Genomic DNA, 20613 nt, shown 5'->3' with positions numbered 1-20613 from the left:
GTGTATGGATCAGATGTGCCCCATGGCCTCCATGGCGCGGGCGACCTTGACGAAGCCGGCGATGTTGGCACCGGTGGTGTAGTTGCCGGGCGCCCCGTATTCCTCCGCAGTTTCGAAGCAGGCGCGGTGGATGTTGCACATGATCGCCTGCAGTCGACCCTCGGTGTATTCGAAGGTCCAGGAGTCGCGGCTGGCGTTTTGCTGCATCTCCAGTGCGCTGGTCGCCACGCCACCGGCGTTGGCGGCCTTGCCCGGTCCGAAGGCGATCCCGGCTTCGCGGAAGGCCTGAATGCCTTCCGGGGTCACCGGCATGTTGGCCCCTTCGGCCACGGCAATGCAGCCATTTTCGATCAGCGTCTTGGCGTCTTTTTCGGTCAGCTCGTTCTGGGTGGCGCAGGGCAGGGCGATGTCGCAGGGGATCTCCCAGATACAGCCATCTTCGTTGTATTGCGCGCCCTTGCGGCGTTCGGCATAGGCACTGATCGGGCCGCGTTCGCGCACTTTGATCTGACGTATCAGGTCCAGGTCCAGGCCGCCCTCGTCGAGGATGACGCCGCGGGAATCGGAGCAGGCGATGACCCGGGCGCCCAATAGCTGGGCCTTCTGGATGGCGTGGATCGCCACGTTTCCGGCCCCGGAGACCACCACACGCTTGCCGTCCAGCGACTCCTTGCGTGCGTCCAGCATCGCCTCGGTGAAGAACACGACGCCGTAGCCGGTGGCTTCCGTGCGCACGCAGCTGCCGCCCCAGTCAAGGCCCTTGCCGGTGAACACGCCGGACTCGAAGCGGTTGGTCAGACGTTTGTACTGGCCGAACAGGTAGCCGATTTCCCGTTGGCCAACGCCAATGTCACCGGCGGGCACGTCGGTGTACTCACCAATGTGGCGGTACATCTCGGTCATCATGCTCTGGCAAAAGCGCATGATTTCAGCGTCCGAGCGACCTCTCGGGTCAAAGTCGCTACCACCCTTGCCGCCGCCGATCGGCAGGCCCGTTAGGGCGTTTTTGAATACTTGCGAGAAGCCAAGGAACTTGATGATGCCGAGATATACCGACGGGTGGAACCGCATACCACCCTTGTAAGGACCCAGCGCGCTGTTGAACTGCACCCGGAAGCCCCGATTGATCTGCAGCTCGCCCTTGTCGTCCTGCCAGGGCACCCGGCAGATGATCTGGCGTTCGGGTTCGCAGATGCGCTGGATGATCTTGAGCTCGGCAAACTCCGGGTACTTCACCAATACGGGGCCCAGTGATTCCAGCACGCCGTGGACGGACTGATGAAACTCGGTTTCTCCGGGATTGCGATGCAGCACTTCCCGGTAGATCGGTTCGAGTTTCTCGTCGAGGCCTTCGCTCATGGAGCCGCTCCTTGTCGCCAGAGTGACCTCGCATTAGGACATACCGATGGGGCCGGAACAATCGTGCCGAGCGCTCGTTGAGGGACATCACAAGTCAGCGCGGCGCATCGCTTTACGGTAGGGGTATGGGCTGCTCGAGTCGGCCATCATGGATTGCTGGTTGAGCGCCTGCGCGATTTACTCGCTATAAGGCGATGAACAGCCAGCGGACGATTTGCGTGATCTGCGCAATGGATCAAGGAGACGAACAATGAGTAACTTGAAAGGCAAAGTGATCGCTATTACCGGTGGTGCCGGGGGCATCGGCGAGACCACGGCGCGTATGGCGTATGCGCAGGGTGCCAGCGTGGTGATCACCGATCGCGAGGCGGGCGCGGTGGAGGCGATCGCCGACTCGCTGGGCGAGCGGGCCATCGGTGTGGCGGTGGACGTGACCCAGCGCGAGGACAACGAGCGCATGGTGGCGGCCGCACTGGAGCAGTTTGACCGTCTGGATGGGGTGTTTCTGAACGCTGGGATTGAGGGCGAGGTTGGCCCGTTCGACAGTCGTTCCGATATGGCCTGGGAGAAGGTGTTTGCGGTCAATGTCCACGGTGTACGCTTGGGCGCCGAGGCGGCGCTGCCGGCCCTGCGCAAGAGCGGTGGCGGCAGTATCGTGATCACTTCCAGCGTGGCCGGGCTACGGGGTGCAGCCGGACTTTCCCCCTACGTGTCGAGCAAGCATGCGGTGGTGGGCATGATGAAGTGCCTGGCCGCGGAGCTCGGCCCAGAAGGCATCCGGGTCAACACCCTTAACCCCGGCCCGGTCGCCAACCGCATGATGCAGTCCATCGAGGAGCAGGCGAACCCTGCTCACCCTGAAGACGTGCACCAATCCTTCGAGGCCCGTATCCCGCTCGGGCGCTATGTCAGCAACGAAGAATGTGCCGGGCTGGCGCTGTTCCTGCTCTCCGACGCGGCATCCGGGTGTACCGGCAATACCTACGTCGTCGACGGTGGCCTCTGCTCGCAGTGAGATCGGGCGTCTTGGTATGCGGCTGGACAGGCTCGTGGCTCATTCGGGTCAAAGGTGGTTATGTTTCGAGGTGTGATTTACGACAAGCTGATCCTGGGGATGACCTCACAGTGGTACGGCGAGGTACTGGAGCGGGTGCCCGAGGGGGCCGTGTTGCTGGACGTGGGGGTCGGGACTGCCGGTGCGCTGCTGGCCAACGCGGGCGCGCTCGAGCGCAAGGGCCTGCGTGTCGTCGGTATCGATATTGACTCGGACTATATCGAGCGGGCGAATCAACGCTTGCGGCACGCGGGGATAGACACTCGTGTGGAGGCCCGGCTCGAGTCGGTATATGAGCATCGGGATGAGCCGTATGACGTCGTGTATTTCTCGGCCAGCTTCATGCTGTTGCCCGACCCGGAAGGGGCGTTGCGCCACTGCGCAGGCTTGCTGAAACCGGGCGGGCGCATCTTTTTCACCCAGACGATCCAGGAGCATCCCTCTCGCTGGATGGAGCGGCTCAAGCCCGTCCTCAAGCGGGTCACGAGCATCGACTTCGGGCGGGTGACCTACCGGGAAGATTTCGAGGCCCAGATCCGCAGTGCCGGGCTGGAGCTGGAGGAATTCACGGTTCTGGGGCGGCACGGCCATCGGACTTCGTGCCTGGCCGTGGCCACAATCAAGAGAAGCGTTGCCGATGCCTCATCTGATCCTTGAATATGCCGCCGATCGCGAGGCGGCAGTTCCAGCCGCGGCGTTGGTGGATGCGGTGCATCGGGTGGTGCGGGAAAGCGGGCTGTTCCCGGAGTCGCGCATCGAGGTTCGGGCGCACCCAGTATTGGAGTATCAGGTTGGCGGTCAGGCCGCTCCCTTTGTGCATGCCGAGTTGTGGATCCAGTCGGGGCATACATTAGAGACACGGAAGTCCCCTGGCCGAGGGTGAGCCGTAGCGGCTTTTCGAGGTCGCTACACTCAGGGGTTGGAAGGACGCGGAACGGGATGTTCGGAATGGGCGGGTTGCGGGTGGTCGTGGTGCTGGGGCTGGTGATCGGGCTGGCAGGCTGTGCGTTGCTGGATGCGCGCTCGCAGCTGGCACGCATGGGCGGTGCTTGCGTGATCAGTGGCACGGTCGGGCCCGACTCAGAGGCGGTGGAACCAGAGACGCCCGGCGTATACGTGGTGGCGGTGTTTCGTGAGCCGGCCCGCGGTGGCGCGGTACCTGAATTGGTCGATCATGTGGTGCGGGCCCGCGGCGGGAACTGGTTTTTCGCGTTGGAGCCCGGTCGCTACAGCGTCCTGGCATTTCGGGACGAGGACGGCGATCGTGCCCACCCGACCGGGGCGCCAGTCCAGTACGTGGCCGGTGGCGAGGGCATGGACTGCGGGCCGGGTGGGCGCCTTACCGGGATTGATATCCGTGTGAGGGGCGACGACCGCTTGACCCATGCGATCCACCTGCCGAATTCACGTACCCGGCAGGACGCAGCGGACGATGATGGGCCCATGAGTCTCGGGCGGGTCACGGCCTATGGCGAGGTTGTCCATTTGGACGATCCGCGCTTCGATGCCGAGGTGGCGCGGGGCAGTCAATGGCGGCCTCTGGATTTTGTCATGGACGGCTACGCCGGGGTGTATTTCCTGGAGCCCTATGACCCTGCGCGCACACCGGTGTTATTCGTACATGGGATGAATGGTTCCCCGCGCGATTTCGCGGGGTTGCTGGAGGTGCTGGATCGCGAGCGTTACCAGCCGTGGTTCTACTACTATGCCTCGGGGCTTCCGTTGCAATCCTCGGCGGCGCATCTGGCGCAGATTATCGAGGAGCTGGAAGTGCGCCATGAAATGACTCAGCTGCCAGTGGTGGCCCACAGTATGGGCGGGCTGATCGCCCGCGGGTTCCTGCGGGAGCGGGAGCGTACCGGGGTGGGAGCGGAGATCCCTTTGATGATTGCGCTGTCGACCCCCTGGGCCGGACACGAACGGGCGCAGCAGGGGGTCGATCGCTCGCCGGTGGTGATACCCGTGTGGCGTGACATGGCCGTTGGCAGCGAATACCTCGGCGGCCTGTTCGCGGACTCCAAGCTGGAGGCCACGGAGTTGCACTTGTTGTTCAGCTACCAGCGAGGGGAGACCGGTGCGCGTTCCACGGCGGATGGGGTGGTCTCGCTCGCGAGCATGCTACACCCGCCCGCTCAGCGAGAGGCGGCCTCGATCTACGGTGTACCGACTACGCATAGAGGAATCCTCTCTCACCCGCTGGCTTTGGATCGGGTGGAGGGGTTGCTTGCGGAACCGGTTGCACCGTGATGACGCGACGCCGTCGAGGGATCGGCGTAGTCTGAACGGGTGTCTGCCTCCCGATCCCCGGGAACGGGTCGGCACGATCAGAAGTGGGGAAGGTCATGCAGTTATTCGAGTGCGAGGTTTGCCACGCCGCGGTGTACTTCGACAACACCGTTTGCACCAGTTGCGGGCACCGGCTGGGTTTCCGTCCCGATCGGCTGGAGGTGTCGGCGCTGGAGATGGCGGGGGATGGAAACGACAGTCGAGGCCGCCCGATCCCAGGCGGGCTGTGGCGGGTCGCGGACGAGCCCGAGGGACGGCTGTATCGCCAGTGCCGGCACTACGCGGTCGATGCGGTTTGCAACTGGATGGTGCCGCATGATGACCCTGACCGCTTCTGCCGGGCCTGCCGCCTGAACCGAACCATCCCGGATCTGAGCGTCCCGGGAAATGCGCGGTTGTGGGAGCGCCTGGAGACGGAGAAGCGGCGGCTGGTCTACGGCCTGCTGCGGCTGGGGCTTCCGGTGGTGCCGAAGAAGAGCGATTCCGCGGGGCTGGCGTTCGACTTTCTAGCCGACCCGGCCCCGAAGTTTCGCGAGGGTGGGGGCGTTGTGACCGGCCATGCCGAGGGGCTCATTACCCTGAACATCGCAGAGGCTGACCCGGCCGTGCGCGAACGTATGCGCGAGGCCATGGCCGAGCCCTATCGAACGATTCTGGGCCACTTCCGGCATGAATCCGCGCACTATTATTGGGACCGCCTGATCCGCGGGACCGACTGGCACGTTACCTTCCGCGATCGTTTCGGCGATGAACGCGAGAACTACGACGAGGCCTTGCGACGGCACTACACCGACGGTCCGCCGAGCGACTGGCAGGCCTCGTATGTCTCCGCCTATGCCAGCTCCCACCCTTGGGAGGACTGGGCGGAGACCTGGGCGCACTACATGCACATCGTGGACACCCTGGATACGGCTGCGGCCTATGGCATGGATATCGTGCCGCAGGCAGGACCGTCGGCGCGGCTGCGAGCGGAGGGTGGGCATCCGGCATTCAATGCCTATGCCATCGATGATTTCGATGTGCTGATCGATCACTGGCTGCCTCTGGCCGGGGCCCTGAACAGTCTTAATCGCAGCATGGGGCACCCTCATGTGTATCCGTTTGTGCTAACGGCCACAGCGATCGACAAGCTGGCCTTCGTGCACCATGTGATTCAGGATTTCCGCACCGGGACGCGCACCGATCATCAGGAAGCCGCGACGGCAAGAGTCTCGAACCTCTGATCGAACCGCGCCAAACGCCATGCCCGGGGCCGGTGCGGATCTTCGTCATTCAATCGAAAAGGAAAGGGATACGGGATGTATAACGTCGCCACCCGAGGCCCGTTCAAGGGACTGAACCCGAGGGTCGCGCCGCTGGCGTTCATCTTCGTGGTCATCATTGCGCTGCTGGGGGTGTATCGCACCGAGCAACTGGGTACGGTCGTGGGCGACGCGCGTGCCTTCGTCACACCATTACTGGAGTGGTATTACGTGGTGGTCATGGCCTTCTTTCTGGTCATGGTGATCTGGCTCGGGGTCGGACGGTACAAGAACGTACGCCTGGGCCGGGACGACGAAGTGCCGGAGTTCACTACGCTCTCCTGGCTGTCGATGTTGTTTGCAGCCGGCATGGGGGTGGGCCTGTTGTTCTGGGCGGTGGCCGAGCCCCTTTCGCATTATGGTGGCAACCCATTCTTGCTCGAGAATGGCGATGAGGCCGCTGCAGCCGACATGTCGATGGTCCTGACCTATTTCCACTGGGGCCTGAATGCCTGGGGCGTGTTCGCATTGCTGGCACTGATCCTGGCTTATTTCGGTTTTCGCAAGGGCCAGCCCTTGGCCTTGCGTTCAGCCCTGCATCCGCTGATCGGCAAGTACAGCCACACTTGGCCGGGTGACCTGGTGGACCTGCTGGCGATTCTTGCCACGGTATTCGGTATTGCGACGACCCTGGGTCTGGGCATCCAGCAATTGGAGGCCGGGTTGGGGCATACCGTCGGGTTGTCCTTCAGCGGTGATGTCGGTGTGCTGGTGTTGACGGCCCTGCTGACCGCCATCGCCATCCTCTCGGTGGTGGCCGGGATGCAGGCCGGCGTACAGCGCGTCAGCCAGCTCAACCTGTGGCTGAGTGTCGCCTTGCTGGGGCTGTTGCTGATCTGGGGGCCGACCCAGTACCTGCTGGCGTTGGTGGTGCAGTCCTCGGGCAGTTACATGCAGAACCTGCTTGGCCTCTCGCTGTACACCCATGCCCACCACATGGACGAGTGGCACTCCGACTGGACGATTTTTTACTGGGGCTGGTGGTTGGCCTGGGCGCCGTTCGTGGGGCTGTTCATTGCGCGCATCTCGCGTGGACGCACACTGCGCGAGTTCGTTACGGGTGTGCTGCTGGTGCCGACCCTGATCACCTTCTTCTGGTTGGCGTTGCTGGGCGGGACGGCGCTGCACGCCGAGGTCGAGGGCATCGCGCCCATCGCGGATCGCGTCGCCGAAGACCTCACCGTGGCGACTTTCGCGACCATGGAGACTCTGGAGCCCTGGCTGATCGCAAAGACCGGAGCGGTGCTGATCACGGTGTTGATCGCCACCTACCTGTTGACCTCGGCGAATGCCGGGATCGTGGTAATCAACACCTTGCTGGCGCACGGCTCCACTCAACACCGGGCGATGCATCTGGTGCTGTGGGGTGCGATGATCGGACTGGTGACCGGAGTGCTCTTGCTGGCGGGCGGCCTAGAGGTGCTGCAGAACGCGGTCATTCTCGCGGCCCTGCCATTCTCGCTGGTGATGCTGATGATGGTGGTGGGCCTGATGCGCGCACTGGAAAGCGAGCGCTTCGCCCCGCGGCCCGGCGAACACACCATCGCACCCAGCGAGCCCTGGACCATCCCACCTGATCGGGTCCAGGAAGACTTTGACCAGGACGACGACGCCCCCGAAGCCCGCGACGACGACACCGACCCCCGTCGCCCCTGACGGCCCCGGCCTTCGACAATGTCCAAAGCGATTCACAGGAAGACGCGAAGACAAGAAGGGTGACTAGCATGGATACGCCAGGGCGTATCCATCGGGTGTGTCTCTCCACCCCAAAAACCTTCCAGTCTTCCCACCTTCGTGTAGACGCTTTGTCTCTTGCTGGATAGGGAGAAAGTCCTGCGCATCTTGCGTCCACTTTCGGGCAAGCGGGGCTTGCCGTAGCCTGTAGGCAACCTTTGTTCGAACCGCGAGAGGAACCCCATGAGCGAAACCCTGCAGTTGTCCGGCGAGTTGATCCAGAAGGTTCAGGATGTGTTGACCGAAGTCGACCCGAAGGCACAGCAGCCGATCGTCGCGGTGCAGTACCTGAGTGCTATTACCGGGTTCATGGTCGCGCAGATGCCGGAGTCGGTGAATGAGCGCAAGGAATACTTGCAGCAGCTCTCTCAATTCACCGAATCGGTGTTCGTGGATGTGGAGAGCCGCAAGCAGTCCGCCCCGCCGCCGCAGGAGGCCAGTGGCGTCTGGCGCCCCGGCGACAGCTGATCTCACCCGGCCGAACGGCCCCTGGGGCGAGGGGCCGTTCAGTCGTTTTCGGTGTCGTCGTTCTTCCCGCTGCGCATCTGGCGTAGCATGGCCTCCTGCTCGTTGAAGCTGGGCATGCGTCGCTTGCCACCCACATCGCGGTTGCGATCATTGCTTCCTGCAATACCGGACTGACCGGGTTTCTCGCTTTCCTTGATCTGCTGGTACTCGGTCAGCTCCCGCTGCGCGTCGTCGTCGCTGGTGTAGCGACCGCGGTAATCCTGTGGTGGCTTGTTGCCCTTGCGCAGGAAGACCTGTTTGCGCAGTTCCTTGTTGTAATCCGTCACACGGCGGTCGATCCACCACAGATCCACACCGGCCCACAATAAGCCGGCGACCATGGGGGCTAGCCACCACCCGGTGGGTGCGAGGAAGGCCAGGACCAGTGTGGCGACGCTGAGTAAGAGGAAGCCCGCAGCCCCCAGGGGGTCGCGCAGATAGAAGCGGTGCAGCCCGAGCGGGAACAGGGCCCAGGCCGCGTAGGCCGTCGGGCGGGTGCGCATCTCGCGGGCCAGGCGGGCATTGACGCTCTGCAGTCCCCCGCCTTCCAGATCCAGTTCCTTCCAGGCCTTGCTCATGCCCGCCTCCATTATTTTGGCGTGGAGGCACACGGTAGCCGTATCCGGCGCTACTGGGCGATTGAGCGGGTGCGGCGCGGGGTTTTCGCCGAGGGAAACGCTGATTCAATCGAGCGCGAGCGTGTACATGAATCAGTGTTTCCCTAGGGGTCAGCCCGCTTCGCGGGCGGGGTCGCGTTCCAGCAGGCGGCGCACGGTGTCGTGTACCGGGCGGCCCTGATATAGCACGGCATGCACCTCGGCGCAGATCGGCATCTCCACGTCCAGGGCCTGGGCACGTGCCACTGCGACGCGGGCGGTCTCTACGCCCTCGACCGACTGCCCGACCTCGGCGCGCGCGCGGGCGAGATCCAGGCCCTGGCCAAGCAGTCGGCCCAGGCGCCGGTTGCGCGACTGGTTATCGGTGCAAGTCAGGATCATGTCGCCTAACCCCGAGAGGCCCGTGAGGGTCTCCGGGCGGGCGCCGACAGCCTCGCCGAAACGCTGGATTTCCGCCAGGCCGCGGGTCATCAGGGCGGCGCGGGCGTTGGCGCCGAAGCCGGCACCATCGGCGATGCCGGTGGCGACGGCCAGGACATTTTTCAGCGCCCCGCCCAGTTCCACGCCGATCACGTCCGGGTTGCGGTACAGGCGCAGGGAGCGCCCGTGCAGTGCCTCCACCAGGCAGTCCATGTGCCCCTCGTCGCTGGAGGCGACTGACAGGGCGGTGGGCTGCTCCTGTGCGACCTCGGCCGCGAAGGAAGGCCCGGAGACCAGCGCTGGCGGGTGCTCGGGACCGAGTTCCTGTTCCGCGATCTCGTGCAGCCAGGCTCCGGTGGCCGTCTCCAGGCCCTTGGTGGCCCAGGCGACCACCTGATCGGATGCGATCTGCGGAGAGACCCAGCGCAGTGTCTCGCGGAAGGCGCCCGAAGGGACTGCGACCAGGATCAGGTCACGTCCCTCGATGATTTCCGGAGCGGCACTGACGCGCAGGCTTTCGGGGAAGGCTAGACTTGGCAGGTAGCGGGCGTTCTCGCGCTCCGCTTCCAGTTGCTGGGCCTTGTCCTCTCCACGTACCCACAGGGCGACATCGTCGTGCAGGCGTGCGGCGTGGATGGCAAGTGCCGTGCCCCAGGAGCCCCCACCAAGGACTGCGATGCGCATGCGCGCCGTCTCGCGTCAGGCCTGCTGGGTCGGGGCTTCCTGCCCGCCGGCGGCCTGGCCCTGCTGCTGTTCCTTCAGATGCTGGGCGTAGAGCGATTCAAAGTTGACCGGCTGCAGCAGGAGCTGTGGAAATCCGCCCTTGAGCACCAGGTCCGCCACCGTTTCGCGTGCAAACGGGAACAGCACGTTGGGGCAGTAGGCGCCCAGCAGGTGGTTGCGTTGGTCCTCGGGGAAGTTGCGCACGATGAACACGCCGGCCTGCTTGATCTCGACCAGGTAGGCGGTTTTGCCTTCGGATTCCGTGGTCACGGTGAGACCCAACTCGACTTCGAAGGCACCGGCCGCTTCATCAATGGGGCGCGCGCCCGTGTTCAGCTGGATGTTGGTCTCGCCCTTCCATTCGTGCATGAACACCTCGGGGGAGTTCGGTGCCTCGAAGGACAGGTCCTTGATGAATACCTTCTGGATGGAGAAGTCCGGGCGCTCGGTCTGTTCGCCCTGGGCCGCGCCATTGCCGCTGTTCGGGGTGTTCTCTTCAGCCATCGTGTTGTCTCGCAGTTGTCTTGGTCGTTGTCTGGAATGGGGGGCATTGTAAGGGAGTGGGGTGGGGTCATGTGGGCGCGTGGCCCCTGAGCGTTATCCACCGTGCGCTATCGAGGGCGCAGACTTATCCGGCGGCGCTGTCGGCGGGCGCTTGCAGGCCCGCCTCTGTAGCCAGGCGGGCCAGTTCGCCGCGGCTGTCCATTGCCTGCAGTTCGTCGAAGCCGCCGATATGGGTCTCGCCAAGAAAGATCTGAGGGACCGAGGTGCGCCCCCCGGCGCGTTGTTCCATCTCGGCACGCAGACCAGGCTCGCGGTCGACGGGGTATTCCGTGAACGGATAGCCACGCTGATTGAGCAGGCGGCGTGCCAGCAGGCAGAACGGGCAGCGTCCGCCGGAGTAGACCTCGAACTGCATTACTTCTTCTTGATGGGCATGTTGGCCGATTGCCAGGCCTGGATGCCGCCTTGCAGGTTGACCACGTCCTGAAATCCGGCCGCGGTGAGCTGTTGGGCGGCGCTAGCCGAGCGATTGCCACTGCGGCAATACACCACCACCGGCTTTTCCTTGTACTTCTCGATATCGCCGATGCGCTTTTGCAGGCTGCCGAGCGGGATGTGCTTGGCACCCCCAATGCGGCCGGAGGCGACTTCGTTGTCCTCGCGCACGTCGATTACCAGGGCATCATCCTGGTTGATGACGCGGACCGCCTCGACCGGTGACAGCGAGCGGTACTTCCGGTTGAGTCGTCGCAGTTCGACGAACAGGATCATCCCGATCACTGCCAGCAGGGCGCCGGTCAGGATGGGATGATTGGCGAGGAATTCGGGCAGGCGTTCAAGCATTCGGGAGACCGGATCGGAGGGGTGATTGTCAGGAGCTGCAGAAAACGTCCTGCATCATACTGATCAGGCGGAGCGTCCGGGAGTCCCCTACGCGGTAGTAGACCCGGTTGGCGTCCTTGCGCGTGGCGAGAATGCCCTTGTCGCGCAGGATGCCAAGATGTTGCGAGATGTTGCTCTGGGAGGTCCCGACCTGATCCACAATTTCCTGTACGCTGATTTCGCGATCACCGAGAATGCAGAGGATCTTCAGGCGCAGCGGATGGGACATGGCCTTGAGCGAGCGTGAAGCCCGCTCGATATCTTCGTCCTGGGACATCAGACCGTCTTCGACGGACACTTCGTCTTCAACCATTTCGTTGCTCACGACATGCCTCTTGTTCTCGCGAGGAGAGGGCCTACTCGCGTGGGTCAGAATATAAGTACCTAAACGTACCCCGATATGCGAATTTGCGCAATCTTGAATCTTCGAGGCGGTTTCCCTGCCCTGTTCCGGTGCGGGTGGCTGGTCGTTTTTCTGTGGCCTGGCCTGGCGTTGGCGTTGGAGCCGGAGGCCGAGCTGCGCGAGACGCGCGAGGCCATTCAGGACCTGGAGCGTAGCCAGGAGGAGCGTTCTGCTGCGTTGCAGAGGCTGGAAGAGCTGTTGGCGGATGCCGCCCGCGGAACCGAGGATTCGCGTCGAGAGCTGCGTGAATTGGCCCGTGAACGATCGCACCAGGAAGAGGCGGTGGCGGAACAGGAACAGCGGGTGGACGAGGCCCGGGAGCAGCTTGAAGCCGAGCGCCAGGCTGCCGCACGACTGGTGCGCGATCAGTGGCAGCGCGAGCGTCATCCCGGCCGGACTCTGGATCAGTCCGGGGAGGGGCGGCATCAAGCGGCGTTCGCTAATCGCATCCGTGATGCTCGGGAGGAGGCGCTGGCGCGATTGAACGAGCGCCTGGAGGCCCTGGAAGAGGCGCGTGAGGCTCTAGCGCACGAGCGTGCCGTGCTGGCGGAGCAGGAAGAACAGGCGCGGGAAGCCGTAGCCGGTCTGGAGCAGGAAGAGGCCCGCCAGCGTCAGGCGATGGCCGAGCTGGAGGCCGCCATAGAAGACGAGGCCCTGGAGCTGGAGCGTCTGCAACGTAATGCGGAGACCCTGGAGACGGTGATTGAAGAGGTGGAGGCACGGAGTGCGGCTCGGACTCAGGCTCCACGCGATGATTCGGCTCCCACGCGCCCGGACGTCGCCTTCTCTGAACTGGAAGGGGAACTGCCGCGTCCGTCCGAAGGGCGGGTGATCCGCAGCTTCAACGACTCGCGTGGCAATCGTCTGCAATCGCGCTGGCGGGGCGCCGTGCTGGAGGTGGAGAACGGCGCGGCGGTTCGCGCGGTCCATTACGGGCGAGTGGTCTATGCGGACTGGATGCAGGGGTATGGCTTTCTGGTGATCGTGGATCACGGGCAACGCTATTTGACGCTCTACAGTAACGTCGAGGAGATCCTGGTTGCCGAGGGTGACACCGTGGGTGCCGGCGAGCAGCTGGCCGTGGCCGGCGCAGGCAGCGAGGCGATTGCGCCCGGCCTGTACTTCGAAATTCGCCGTAGTGGCGGACCATTGAACCCTGAAGGCTGGTGGCCCTCTCAGTAGTGGATGGTCGTGCCGTCGAGAACGGGCAAAAAAGCCGGTGGGTGGCGTGCATTCAGGCGCCGGTCACATAGCCGGTGCTACCATCGTCACACTAATCACCTCAAGTACGAGGACAGGTAATGAGCAAGTCTTGTCGCACCGGATACGCCCTGATCGTTGGATTGGTGGTCGGGGTCATGCTGAGTGTGTCGGTGGCCGTCTACGCCGACCGCGAGAATGGCGCGCAATCCGCCCTGCCGGTGGAGGACCTGCAGCGCTTTACTGACGTGTATATGCGTATCAAGCGCAATTACGTCACCGAAGTTGAGGACAAGGACCTCTTGGACAACGCGATCCAGGGCATGCTGTCCGGGCTCGACGAGCACTCGTCCTACCTGGACGAGCAGGACTTCGAGGACATGCAGGTTGGGACCTCCGGCGAGTTCGGCGGTCTGGGGATCGAGGTCGGGATGGAAGATGGCTTCGTGAAGGTCATCGCGCCGATCGACGATACCCCGGCCAGCCGGGCGGGGATTGAGGCCGGTGACCTGATCATCCGCCTGGATGGCGAGTCGGTACGAGGGATGTCCCTGTCCGACGCGGTGGCCAAGATGCGCGGCGAGAAGGGCTCGGATATCACGCTGACCGTGATGCGGGATGGCGAAGACCAGCCGAAGGAAATCACCATTACCCGCGACGTGATCCAGGTGCAGAGCGTGCGTTCGGAGATCCTGGAAGAAGGCTATGGCTATGTGCGCATCAGCAACTTCCAGCAGCGCACCGCCCGCGATCTGGTGCGAGCAGTAGAGGACCTGCAGGAAAAGGGTGAGCTCAATGGCCTGATCCTGGACTTGCGCAACAACCCTGGCGGTATTCTGAATGGCGCGGTGGGCGTCTCGGATGCCTTCCTCGAAGAGGGCCTGATCGTCTATACCGAGGGCCGCCTGGAGGATTCGCAGTTCCGCTACCAGGCGTCCCCGGGTGACGTGCTGAAAGGTGCGCCGATGGTGGTCCTGGTCAACCGGGGCTCCGCCTCCGCTTCCGAGATCGTCGCCGGTGCACTGCAGGATCACAAGCGTGCCGTGGTCATGGGCCAGAACACCTTCGGCAAGGGCTCGGTGCAGACCATCCTGCCGCTAACTCAGAATACCGGCATCAAGCTGACGACCGCGCGTTACTTCACGCCCGATGGCCGTTCGATCCAGGAGGACGGGATCGAGCCGGACATCCGCCTGCAGGACCTGGTGGTCCAGCGTTCCGGCGATGACAACGGCGGTGCCCGCATGGGCCGTGATGGCCTGCCGGAGGCTGAAAGTGAAGAGGATGACAACGGCGAGACTCTGGCCGAGCGCGATTACGGTATGAACGAGGCGCTGAATCTGCTCAAGGGTCTGACCTTCTACGGCCGTCGTTGAGATCGCGACGTATCGGGAGGATCGATGCCGAACGTACTGGTGCCCCTGGCCGCCGGTTCCGAGGAACTGGAGGCGGTCACGATCATCGACCTGCTGCGCCGCGCGCAATTCGAGGTCACCGTGGCCGGGCTGGAGCCTGGCCCGGTGATCTGCTCGCGGGGCACGGTGATTCAGCCGGATACCACCATCGACGCGGTTCTGGATAGCGCCTTTAACCTGATCGTGCTGCCCGGAGGTCTGCCCGGGGCCAATCACCTGCGTGACGACGCTCGGGTGCAGCGATTGTTGCGCGCGCAGGCCGAGCGCGACGGCTATCTGGCCGCTGTGTGTGCCGGGCCCAAGGCGCTGGCCGAAGCGGGTCTTCTGGAAGGCCGCACCGTGACTTCATTCACCGGCGCGCTGGACGAGGCTGGGATCCCGTCTACCGGGGCCCTTGTGGAGGTCGATGGTCGCCTGATCACTGGCCGCGGCCCCGGCGCCGCGATGGATTTCGCCCTGACCCTGATCGAACAGCTCGCCGGCCGCGAGGCCCGCGACGCCGTCGAAGGCCCGTTGCTGCGCCCCTGAATCCTCTACTCCGGGGCGCGCCAAGGCACAAGAAAGGTCAAGAGCGATTTACAGAAAGGTGGGAAGACTGAAAAAATTCTTGTTGAGCAATGCGGTGGTAATCGCAATGCTCTGAACCCCTTCTAACCTTCCCGTCTTACTGTTGACGCTTTTTCCCTTGGTGCCTGAGTAGTGCGATCGCCTTTCGGTTACCCCACGGTGGCGTAGCGGGTGGCGGTGCCGAGCCAGCGTTCGATGAGGGCGCCGGTGCGTGATGGGTCGTTTTCGAGACGTGCGGCGAGGGTCGTGGCCTCGTCCAACAGGTCCTGGTCGCGGGCCCAGTCGGCGACGCGGAAGCTGCGGTCTCCGGTCTGGCGTGTACCCAGTAGCTCGCCCGGGCCGCGTAGTTTGAGGTCCACTTCGGCAATTTCGAAGCCGTCGTCCGTGCGCCGCATCGCCTCCAGGCGCTCGCGTGCGGTCTCCCCCAGCGGTGGACGATAAAGCAGTACACAGGCCGATGCAGTGTTTCCGCGTCCGACCCGGCCGCGCAGCTGATGCAGCTGCGACAGCCCCATGCGCTCGGCGTTCTCGATGATCATCAGGCTGGCGTTGGGGACGTCTACCCCGACCTCGATCACGGTGGTCGCGACGAGCAGGTCGATCGCTCCGGCGCGGAAGCGCTCCATGACCGTGTCGCGCTCCAGCCCCTTCATGCGTCCGTGTGCCAGTCCGATGGTCAGCTCCGGCAGCGCCTCGCGCAGGCGCTCGGCGGTGGACTCGGCGGATTCCGCTTCCAGTTGTTCCGACTCTTCCACCAGCGGGCAGACCCAATAGGCCTGGGTGCCGGAGCCGCAGGCGGCGCGGATACGGTCAATTACCTCGTCGCGGCGTTCGTGGCTGATCAGCGCGGTGCGCACCGGCGTGCGCCCGGGCGGGCGTTCGTCAATCACCGAGCTGGACAGCTCGGCGTACAGCGCCATCGCCAGGGTGCGCGGGATCGGGGTGGCGGTCATGATCAACTGGTGCGGCATCTGGCCGTTGCCCTTGTCGCGCAGGGCCATGCGTTGATGCACCCCAAAACGGTGCTGCTCGTCGATGATCGCAAGCCCCAGTCGCTGGAAGCGCACCTCTTCCTGGAACAGGGCATGGGTGCCGATTGCGACCTGGCGCTGACCCGTGGCCAGTTCCGCGAGTAGCTGCCCACGTTCACCGGCGGTCTGGCGGCCACCCAGCCAGGCGATGGACACGCCCAGCGGCTCCAGCCATTGGGCCAGGTTGCGCCCGTGCTGGCGCGCCAGCAGCTCGGTTGGGGCCATGAAGGCGACCTGATAGCCGGCCTCCACCGCCGCCAGCGTGGCGGCCACCGCGACCAGTGTCTTGCCCGAGCCGACATCGCCCTGGACCAGCCGGTTCATCGGTTGCGTGCGTGCGAGATCGGCCAGGATCTCCTCGGTCACGCGTTCCTGTGCGCCGGTGGGTTCGAAGGGGAGCTGGTCGCGTAGTTGTTGCCACAGGGTGCCGGGGGGCTGAATGACTGGCGCCTTGCGTGTGTCCTGCGGCGTGCGGCTTTGCTGGATGCGAGCGAGTTGATGGGCACACAACTCCTCCAGGGCCAGGCGCGTGCGCGCTGGACTGCGGTTCTCCGGTGTATCCAGGGCAACCAGTGCATCGGCCTGAGCCGGCGGGTGGTGCAGTTGTCCCAAAGCGGCGTGTAGACCGGGCAGGCCCTGGTGGGTCAGTTCCGGCAACAGGTCGGGCAGGGCCCGGACCCCCGGCAGGGCGTGCGCGACCAGTTGGCGTAGCAGTTTTTGCGAGACGCCCTCGGTGGTCGGGTAGATCGGAGTCAGGTGCGACTCCAGTGCCGGCGGGGTATCGCCCACGGTCTGAAGCTCCGGGTGTACGCATTCCAGTGCGCCGGGGATGCCCCGCGGCTCACCGAAGGCGCGGATGCGCGTGCCGACGCTCAGACGCCGTTGCTGGTTGGCGCCAAAGTGAAAAAATCGCAGCAGAATCTGCGCCTGGTCGTCACTGAGCGTGACTACCAGCATCCGCCGGCGGCGGTGGACGACCTCGGCATGCGCGACGCGACCCTCGAATAGTGCCGCCAACGCCGGTCGCAGCGCCGCGATCGGCGTCAGCCGCGTGCGGTCCTCGAAGCGCAGGGGTAGATGGAACAGCAGGTCCCCGGCCTGTTCCAGCCCGAGGCGTTCCAGTCGTTCCGCCACCGCTGGACCGACACCCTTCAGCGTTGTGAGCGGGGCCTGCAGTTCCACCAGGACGGCCTACGCGGCGCGATCAGCTGCGCGGGCAGAAGGCGATGGCGTCCATCTCGACCTGGGCGCCTTTGGGCAGGGCGGCAACGCCAAGCGCAGCGCGTGCCGGATAGGGCTCGTTGAACACCTCGCTCATGATCTCGTTGACCAGCGGGAAGTGCGTCAGATCGATCAGGAAGATATTCAGCTTGGCGATGTCCGCAGTGCTGGCGCCCGCCGCCTCCAGGACCGCCTGGAGGTTGGCGAACACCTGACGGATCTGGTTCTCGATGCCGCCGCCCACCAGTTCCATGGTCGCGGGGTCCAGTGGAATCTGCCCGGAGAGATAAAGGGTCTCGCCCGCGCGCACGGCCTGTGAATAGGGGCCAATGGCGGCCGGGGCATTCTCGGTCTGGATGATTTCGCGCGACATGCGGGCTCCTCGTGCTGGCTGGGTAGACGGTTGCAGGGGCGGCGAAAGGCCGCGTACAGGGCACCATTCTAAATCATGTGCGCGCTCCTGCTGGCAGGGGTGGGGTCGGCAGCGCTGCCCAAGTGCGGCTACACTGCGAGCCACATTTGGGAACGCGACTAAGGAATCCGACAATGACGGGATACGCACTGGCGAACGTGCTGCATGTGCTGGCGGTGGTGATTTGGGTGGGCGGCATGTTTTTCGCCTACATGTTCCTGCGGCCGGTGGCCGGGCAGCAGCTGGAGGGGATGGCGCGGCTGAAGCTGTGGGAGGGGGTCTTCGGCCGTTTCTTCCCCTGGGTCTGGGCCTCGGTTGTGGTGATCCTGGCGACCGGTTTCTACATGATCTTCGGGGTGTTCGGCGGCATGGGTGACGTGCACCCCAGCGTCCATACGATGCTGTTACTTGGCCTGATTATGATGGCGATCTTCGCCCACGTGTTCTTTGCCCCGTTCCGCCGCATGCGTCAGGCGATTGCCGCGGACGACGCCCCGGAAGGTCTGCGCCGGCTGGGCCAGATCCGCATCCTGGTGGGAATCAATACCGTGATTGGACTGGTCACGATCCTGGTGGCGTCCGGCGGCCGGCTGCCGCTTTAAGCACTTTCCCGGCGCGACAAGGCCGGATGCCACACGAGTCGGGGTACGGCCGGCGGGTCCAGTAGCACGGCCGCGTTCTGGTCAAAGTGTTCCAGCCATTCCACCAGTACGGAATCGGATAGATCTGCGATCGCCAGGCCGGGTTCGTCCGGCCAGTGGCCCAGAGGGTCGCGATTGCAGGCTGGCCAGGCGCGTAGGCCGTGGTTGTCTACGGCCTGTTCCAGTCGGCGTTGACGCTGTTCATTGTCCCTGGCCGTCGCGGGCCGGCTTCCGGGGTTGCAGGCGGTGAACAACACGATCCGGCGCAGGCCGTGCGCCTTCATCCAGGACGTGATCTCGGGTGCAGGGGCGCCGATGCGCAGGATGCGGGTTTCGCTTTCGGTCTCCACGTCGTATTCCGCGCTGCGATAAACCGGCTCCAGTTCTGCCCGTGTCGCGACCGGTCGTACAGCCCGATGCCCGTCATCGCTTGAGTTTGTGGCCATCTCGCGGCACGCTCCCGCCTGGATCGTCTAGATACGATCGATCAAACAGGGGGAAGGGGATGCGCGTCAAGGATGTGGCGGCGGTTCGAAATGCCCGGAGTGGCAGGTGTTCCCGCGCGTTCCTGAAGCCGCCCTGCGCCCTTGTGGGGTGGTGAGCTGCGATGGCTCCGCGTCCCTTTGTCTCCGGTCTGACCAGCGCCTTTTTGGTGGTGATGCTGTTGGTTGTAGCGGTCGCCGTGGCCAGCTGGCTGCGTGTGCAACAGCTGCAGAACGACGTCCAGGCCCTGACCGAGGAATATGTGAACAAGGTGGACCGCGTCCACCGCATGCGTTCATTGGTGCGCGAACGCATGTTGCGCGCATCGCTGGTCATTAGTGCCGAGGACCCGGCGTTGCAGGACCGCTATCAGCGCGAGTTCCGGGATCTGGCGGAGCGTTTCCTGGAGGCCCGCGAGGGTGCGGAGCTGTTGGCCCAGACGCCACGTGATGCAGCCCTGCTGGCCGAGCTGCGTGAGCTGGCTGCGACCGGCGCCCCCATCCTCTCGGAACTCGTGGACGTTGCCCTGGCCGGTGGGCGCAACGAGGCGCTGGCAATTCTGTATGCCGATGCGATGCCGGTACAGGAAGACGTACTGGATCAGATGGAGGCGATCCTCGCGGCCTTCGAGCAGGACAACGAAGAGGCGGTCACGGCGATGGCCCAGCGTCACGAGCAGGCGCAGAAGGTGACGCTGGTCGCCACGGGTCTGATCATGATTATGATCACGCTGATGTGGCTGCGGGTGCGGCGGCGGATCTGGCGCGACCATGCCGCCTTGCGCAAGGAGCTGGAGGAGCGCCAGCGCATTGAGGTGCGCTTGCGCGAGACGCAATCCGGGCTGGAGGCAGCCGTGGCCCGGCGCACCGCGGCCCTGCAAGAGACGACCGAGCGCTTGGAGGAGGCACAGCGCATTGCCGGCGCCGGTTACTGGGACTGGGATATCCGCGGGCAGCGGATGAACTGGTCCTCGCATGTCTTCGAACTGTTTGGCCTGGACGCGCAGACCGATGGGGCCGGGTTCGAGGCCTATATGCGCGCCGTACACCCGGATGACCGCACCCGTGTGCGGCGTGCGACGAACGAGGCCCTGGACCGCGAAAACTTTTATCGCGTGGATCATCGGGTGGTGCGCGGAGACGGGGGTGTCCGCCATGTCCGCGTGGAGGGCGAGATCGACCGCGCTCCCGACGGGCGTCCGGTACAGGTGCTGGGCATGGTGCGCGACATCACCCGTGACAAGGACTCCGAGGAGCGCTTGTGGCATCAGGCGCATCACGACTCCCTGACGGGGCTGCCCAACCGGAGTCTGTTGCAGGAGCATATTCAGCAGGCGTTGCGTCGGGCTCAGCGCGCAGGTACCGGCGTGGCCTTGATGGTCTGTGACCTCGACGGTTTTAAGCCGATCAATGACCGTCTGGGCCACGATGTGGGGGACGTTGTCCTGGTGACCGTGGCTCACCGGCTGCTCGAAGGGATGCGTGGCAGCGACATCGTGGCGCGCGTGGGTGGCGACGAGTTCGTCTTGTTGCTGGAGAACGTGCGCGACCCGGACGCCGTGGCCGGCATCGGACTCAAGCTAATCGAACGCTTCGAGGAACCCGTGGAGGTGAATCGCGAGTCGCTGCGGGTCGGGCTTAGCCTGGGTGGCGCGTTGTTTCCGCAGGATGGGGGCGACGTCGCTACGCTCCTGCAGCGGGCAGACCGCGCTATGTACGCCGCCAAGGCCGATGGTGGCAGTCAGGTGGTGCTGTACCAGGATCTGGCGGGCATGGATCGACCGGTATCGGATCAGGCGCGGCGCCGACGCGGGGCATTGGGATGCGGGTTGGACGAGTCTCCCTGAGGACGCG

Annotated in this window: 22 protein-coding genes; 12 read left to right on the top strand and 10 right to left on the bottom strand. The window is 64.5% G+C overall.

Annotation, left to right across the window (positions count from 1 at the left end; all coding sequences use genetic code 11):
* Positions 1 to 9: 9 nt before the first annotated feature.
* A complete protein-coding gene (gene gdhA / locus F462_RS03545) occupies positions 10 to 1359 on the bottom strand; it encodes an NADP-specific glutamate dehydrogenase (RefSeq protein WP_038051631.1) in 1350 nt (449 codons plus the stop codon).
* 250 nt (positions 1360 to 1609) lie between these two features.
* Here gdhA and F462_RS03540 point away from each other — a divergent pair, with 250 nt between their 5' ends.
* The 7 genes from F462_RS03540 to F462_RS03515 all read left to right on the top strand — a co-directional run bounded on the left by F462_RS03540 (position 1610) and on the right by F462_RS03515 (position 8202).
* Positions 1610 to 2374 carry an SDR family NAD(P)-dependent oxidoreductase gene (locus F462_RS03540; protein WP_038051630.1) on the top strand — a complete coding sequence of 255 codons (765 nt, stop codon included), beginning with the start codon at positions 1610 to 1612 and terminating at the stop codon, positions 2372 to 2374.
* Between the two features lie 60 nt (positions 2375 to 2434).
* Positions 2435 to 3070, top strand: a complete 636-nt coding sequence (locus F462_RS03535) for a class I SAM-dependent methyltransferase (protein WP_038051626.1) — start codon at positions 2435 to 2437, stop codon at positions 3068 to 3070.
* The gene (locus F462_RS13190; protein WP_081911354.1) at positions 3051 to 3296 is read left to right on the top strand and encodes a 5-carboxymethyl-2-hydroxymuconate Delta-isomerase; all 246 of its coding nucleotides are present in this window, start codon (positions 3051 to 3053) and stop codon (positions 3294 to 3296) included. Before F462_RS03535 ends, F462_RS13190 begins: the two co-directional genes overlap by 20 nt.
* 56 nt (positions 3297 to 3352) lie before the next feature.
* Entirely contained in the window at positions 3353 to 4660 is a 1308-nt protein-coding gene (locus F462_RS03530) for an esterase/lipase family protein (RefSeq protein ID WP_038051623.1), read from the top strand.
* Between the two features lie 95 nt (positions 4661 to 4755).
* The gene (locus F462_RS03525) at positions 4756 to 5922 is read left to right on the top strand and encodes a zinc-binding metallopeptidase family protein (protein WP_038051621.1); all 1167 of its coding nucleotides are present in this window, start codon (positions 4756 to 4758) and stop codon (positions 5920 to 5922) included.
* Between the two features lie 75 nt (positions 5923 to 5997).
* Entirely contained in the window at positions 5998 to 7656 is a 1659-nt protein-coding gene (locus F462_RS03520; protein WP_038051618.1) for a BCCT family transporter, read from the top strand.
* A 261-nt stretch (positions 7657 to 7917) separates the two neighbouring features.
* Positions 7918 to 8202, top strand: coding sequence for a hypothetical protein (locus tag F462_RS03515; RefSeq protein WP_038051611.1), 285 nt, complete (start codon positions 7918 to 7920; stop codon positions 8200 to 8202).
* Positions 8203 to 8240: 38 nt separating this feature from the next.
* Here F462_RS03515 and F462_RS03510 read toward each other — a convergent pair whose 3' ends face one another.
* The 6 genes from F462_RS03510 to F462_RS03485 all read right to left on the bottom strand — a co-directional run bounded on the left by F462_RS03510 (position 8241) and on the right by F462_RS03485 (position 11712).
* Positions 8241 to 8819 (bottom strand): hypothetical protein, encoded by a 579-nt coding sequence (locus tag F462_RS03510; RefSeq protein ID WP_038051609.1) that lies wholly within the window; start codon positions 8817 to 8819, stop codon positions 8241 to 8243.
* A gap of 150 nt (positions 8820 to 8969) precedes the next feature.
* Entirely contained in the window at positions 8970 to 9962 is a 993-nt protein-coding gene (locus F462_RS03505) for an NAD(P)H-dependent glycerol-3-phosphate dehydrogenase (protein ID WP_038051607.1), read from the bottom strand.
* Positions 9963 to 9977: 15 nt separating this feature from the next.
* Positions 9978 to 10505 carry a protein-export chaperone SecB gene (gene secB / locus F462_RS03500; protein WP_018141947.1) on the bottom strand — a complete coding sequence of 176 codons (528 nt, stop codon included), beginning with the start codon at positions 10503 to 10505 and terminating at the stop codon, positions 9978 to 9980.
* A gap of 124 nt (positions 10506 to 10629) precedes the next feature.
* Positions 10630 to 10920: a glutaredoxin 3 gene (gene grxC / locus F462_RS03495; RefSeq protein ID WP_038051604.1), complete on the bottom strand. Its 291-nt coding sequence runs from the start codon at positions 10918 to 10920 to the stop codon at positions 10630 to 10632.
* The gene (locus tag F462_RS03490) at positions 10920 to 11348 is read right to left on the bottom strand and encodes a rhodanese-like domain-containing protein (protein ID WP_038051597.1); all 429 of its coding nucleotides are present in this window, start codon (positions 11346 to 11348) and stop codon (positions 10920 to 10922) included. The genes grxC and F462_RS03490 overlap by 1 nt, the downstream gene beginning before the upstream one ends.
* Positions 11349 to 11376: 28 nt before the next feature.
* On the bottom strand, positions 11377 to 11712 hold the full coding sequence (locus F462_RS03485; protein ID WP_038051594.1) for an ArsR/SmtB family transcription factor: 336 nt from the start codon (positions 11710 to 11712) through the stop codon (positions 11377 to 11379).
* A gap of 75 nt (positions 11713 to 11787) precedes the next feature.
* Here F462_RS03485 and F462_RS03480 point away from each other — a divergent pair, with 75 nt between their 5' ends.
* The 3 genes from F462_RS03480 (at position 11788) to F462_RS03470 (ending at position 14933) form a co-directional block, all read left to right on the top strand.
* Positions 11788 to 12972: a murein hydrolase activator EnvC family protein gene (locus F462_RS03480; RefSeq protein ID WP_038051593.1), complete on the top strand. Its 1185-nt coding sequence runs from the start codon at positions 11788 to 11790 to the stop codon at positions 12970 to 12972.
* A 119-nt stretch (positions 12973 to 13091) separates the two neighbouring features.
* Positions 13092 to 14366 (top strand): S41 family peptidase, encoded by a 1275-nt coding sequence (locus F462_RS03475; RefSeq protein WP_038051588.1) that lies wholly within the window; start codon positions 13092 to 13094, stop codon positions 14364 to 14366.
* A 24-nt stretch (positions 14367 to 14390) separates the two neighbouring features.
* The gene (locus F462_RS03470) at positions 14391 to 14933 is read left to right on the top strand and encodes a DJ-1 family glyoxalase III (protein WP_038051587.1); all 543 of its coding nucleotides are present in this window, start codon (positions 14391 to 14393) and stop codon (positions 14931 to 14933) included.
* 188 nt (positions 14934 to 15121) lie between these two features.
* Here the strand turns inward: F462_RS03470 and recG are convergent, their stop codons facing one another.
* Together recG and F462_RS03460 are read right to left on the bottom strand one after the other, a co-directional pair.
* Entirely contained in the window at positions 15122 to 17185 is a 2064-nt protein-coding gene (gene recG, locus F462_RS03465) for an ATP-dependent DNA helicase RecG (protein WP_038051586.1), read from the bottom strand.
* Between the two features lie 22 nt (positions 17186 to 17207).
* Positions 17208 to 17597 (bottom strand): RidA family protein, encoded by a 390-nt coding sequence (locus F462_RS03460; RefSeq protein ID WP_018874331.1) that lies wholly within the window; start codon positions 17595 to 17597, stop codon positions 17208 to 17210.
* Positions 17598 to 17770: 173 nt separating this feature from the next.
* On the opposite strand from F462_RS03460, the gene F462_RS03455 reads away from it, so the two are divergent.
* Complete coding sequence (locus F462_RS03455; protein WP_038051584.1) at positions 17771 to 18238, top strand: CopD family protein; 468 nt, start codon at positions 17771 to 17773, stop codon at positions 18236 to 18238.
* Here F462_RS03455 and F462_RS03450 read toward each other — a convergent pair.
* Positions 18235 to 18723, bottom strand: a complete 489-nt coding sequence (locus F462_RS03450; protein ID WP_038051582.1) for a DUF3293 domain-containing protein — start codon at positions 18721 to 18723, stop codon at positions 18235 to 18237. The genes F462_RS03455 and F462_RS03450 overlap by 4 nt on opposite strands.
* Before the next feature lie 161 nt (positions 18724 to 18884).
* Here F462_RS03450 and F462_RS03445 point away from each other — a divergent pair, with 161 nt between their 5' ends.
* The gene (locus tag F462_RS03445; RefSeq protein WP_038051579.1) at positions 18885 to 20606 is read left to right on the top strand and encodes a diguanylate cyclase domain-containing protein; all 1722 of its coding nucleotides are present in this window, start codon (positions 18885 to 18887) and stop codon (positions 20604 to 20606) included.
* Positions 20607 to 20613 lie beyond the last annotated feature (7 nt).

Origin of the sequence: Thioalkalivibrio sp. ALJ1 (assembly GCF_000745395.1) — a bacterium.
Taxonomy (GTDB): Bacteria; Pseudomonadota; Gammaproteobacteria; order Ectothiorhodospirales; family Ectothiorhodospiraceae; genus Thioalkalivibrio.
Note: the sequence above shows the minus strand (reverse complement) of the source record. Positions and strands in the feature narration are given on the sequence as shown.

Bases quoted from the DNA above. Each gene is read 5' to 3' on its own strand.
- gdhA (WP_038051631.1), bottom strand. From the start codon at position 1,359: ATGAGCGAAGGCCTCGACGAGAAACTCGAACCGATCTACCGGGAAGTG.
- F462_RS03540 (WP_038051630.1), top strand. From the start codon at position 1,610: ATGAGTAACTTGAAAGGCAAAGTGATCGCTATTACCGGTGGTGCCGGG.
- F462_RS03535 (WP_038051626.1), top strand. From the start codon at position 2,435: ATGTTTCGAGGTGTGATTTACGACAAGCTGATCCTGGGGATGACCTCA.
- F462_RS13190 (WP_081911354.1), top strand. From the start codon at position 3,051: ATGCCTCATCTGATCCTTGAATATGCCGCCGATCGCGAGGCGGCAGTT.
- F462_RS03530 (WP_038051623.1), top strand. From the start codon at position 3,353: ATGTTCGGAATGGGCGGGTTGCGGGTGGTCGTGGTGCTGGGGCTGGTG.
- F462_RS03525 (WP_038051621.1), top strand. From the start codon at position 4,756: ATGCAGTTATTCGAGTGCGAGGTTTGCCACGCCGCGGTGTACTTCGAC.
- F462_RS03520 (WP_038051618.1), top strand. From the start codon at position 5,998: ATGTATAACGTCGCCACCCGAGGCCCGTTCAAGGGACTGAACCCGAGG.
- F462_RS03515 (WP_038051611.1), top strand. From the start codon at position 7,918: ATGAGCGAAACCCTGCAGTTGTCCGGCGAGTTGATCCAGAAGGTTCAG.
- F462_RS03510 (WP_038051609.1), bottom strand. From the start codon at position 8,819: ATGAGCAAGGCCTGGAAGGAACTGGATCTGGAAGGCGGGGGACTGCAG.
- F462_RS03505 (WP_038051607.1), bottom strand. From the start codon at position 9,962: ATGCGCATCGCAGTCCTTGGTGGGGGCTCCTGGGGCACGGCACTTGCC.
- secB (WP_018141947.1), bottom strand. From the start codon at position 10,505: ATGGCTGAAGAGAACACCCCGAACAGCGGCAATGGCGCGGCCCAGGGC.
- grxC (WP_038051604.1), bottom strand. From the start codon at position 10,920: ATGCAGTTCGAGGTCTACTCCGGCGGACGCTGCCCGTTCTGCCTGCTG.
- F462_RS03490 (WP_038051597.1), bottom strand. From the start codon at position 11,348: ATGCTTGAACGCCTGCCCGAATTCCTCGCCAATCATCCCATCCTGACC.
- F462_RS03480 (WP_038051593.1), top strand. From the start codon at position 11,788: ATGCGAATTTGCGCAATCTTGAATCTTCGAGGCGGTTTCCCTGCCCTG.
- F462_RS03475 (WP_038051588.1), top strand. From the start codon at position 13,092: ATGAGCAAGTCTTGTCGCACCGGATACGCCCTGATCGTTGGATTGGTG.
- F462_RS03470 (WP_038051587.1), top strand. From the start codon at position 14,391: ATGCCGAACGTACTGGTGCCCCTGGCCGCCGGTTCCGAGGAACTGGAG.
- F462_RS03460 (WP_018874331.1), bottom strand. From the start codon at position 17,597: ATGTCGCGCGAAATCATCCAGACCGAGAATGCCCCGGCCGCCATTGGC.
- F462_RS03455 (WP_038051584.1), top strand. From the start codon at position 17,771: ATGACGGGATACGCACTGGCGAACGTGCTGCATGTGCTGGCGGTGGTG.
- F462_RS03450 (WP_038051582.1), bottom strand. From the start codon at position 18,723: ATGGCCACAAACTCAAGCGATGACGGGCATCGGGCTGTACGACCGGTC.
- F462_RS03445 (WP_038051579.1), top strand. From the start codon at position 18,885: ATGGCTCCGCGTCCCTTTGTCTCCGGTCTGACCAGCGCCTTTTTGGTG.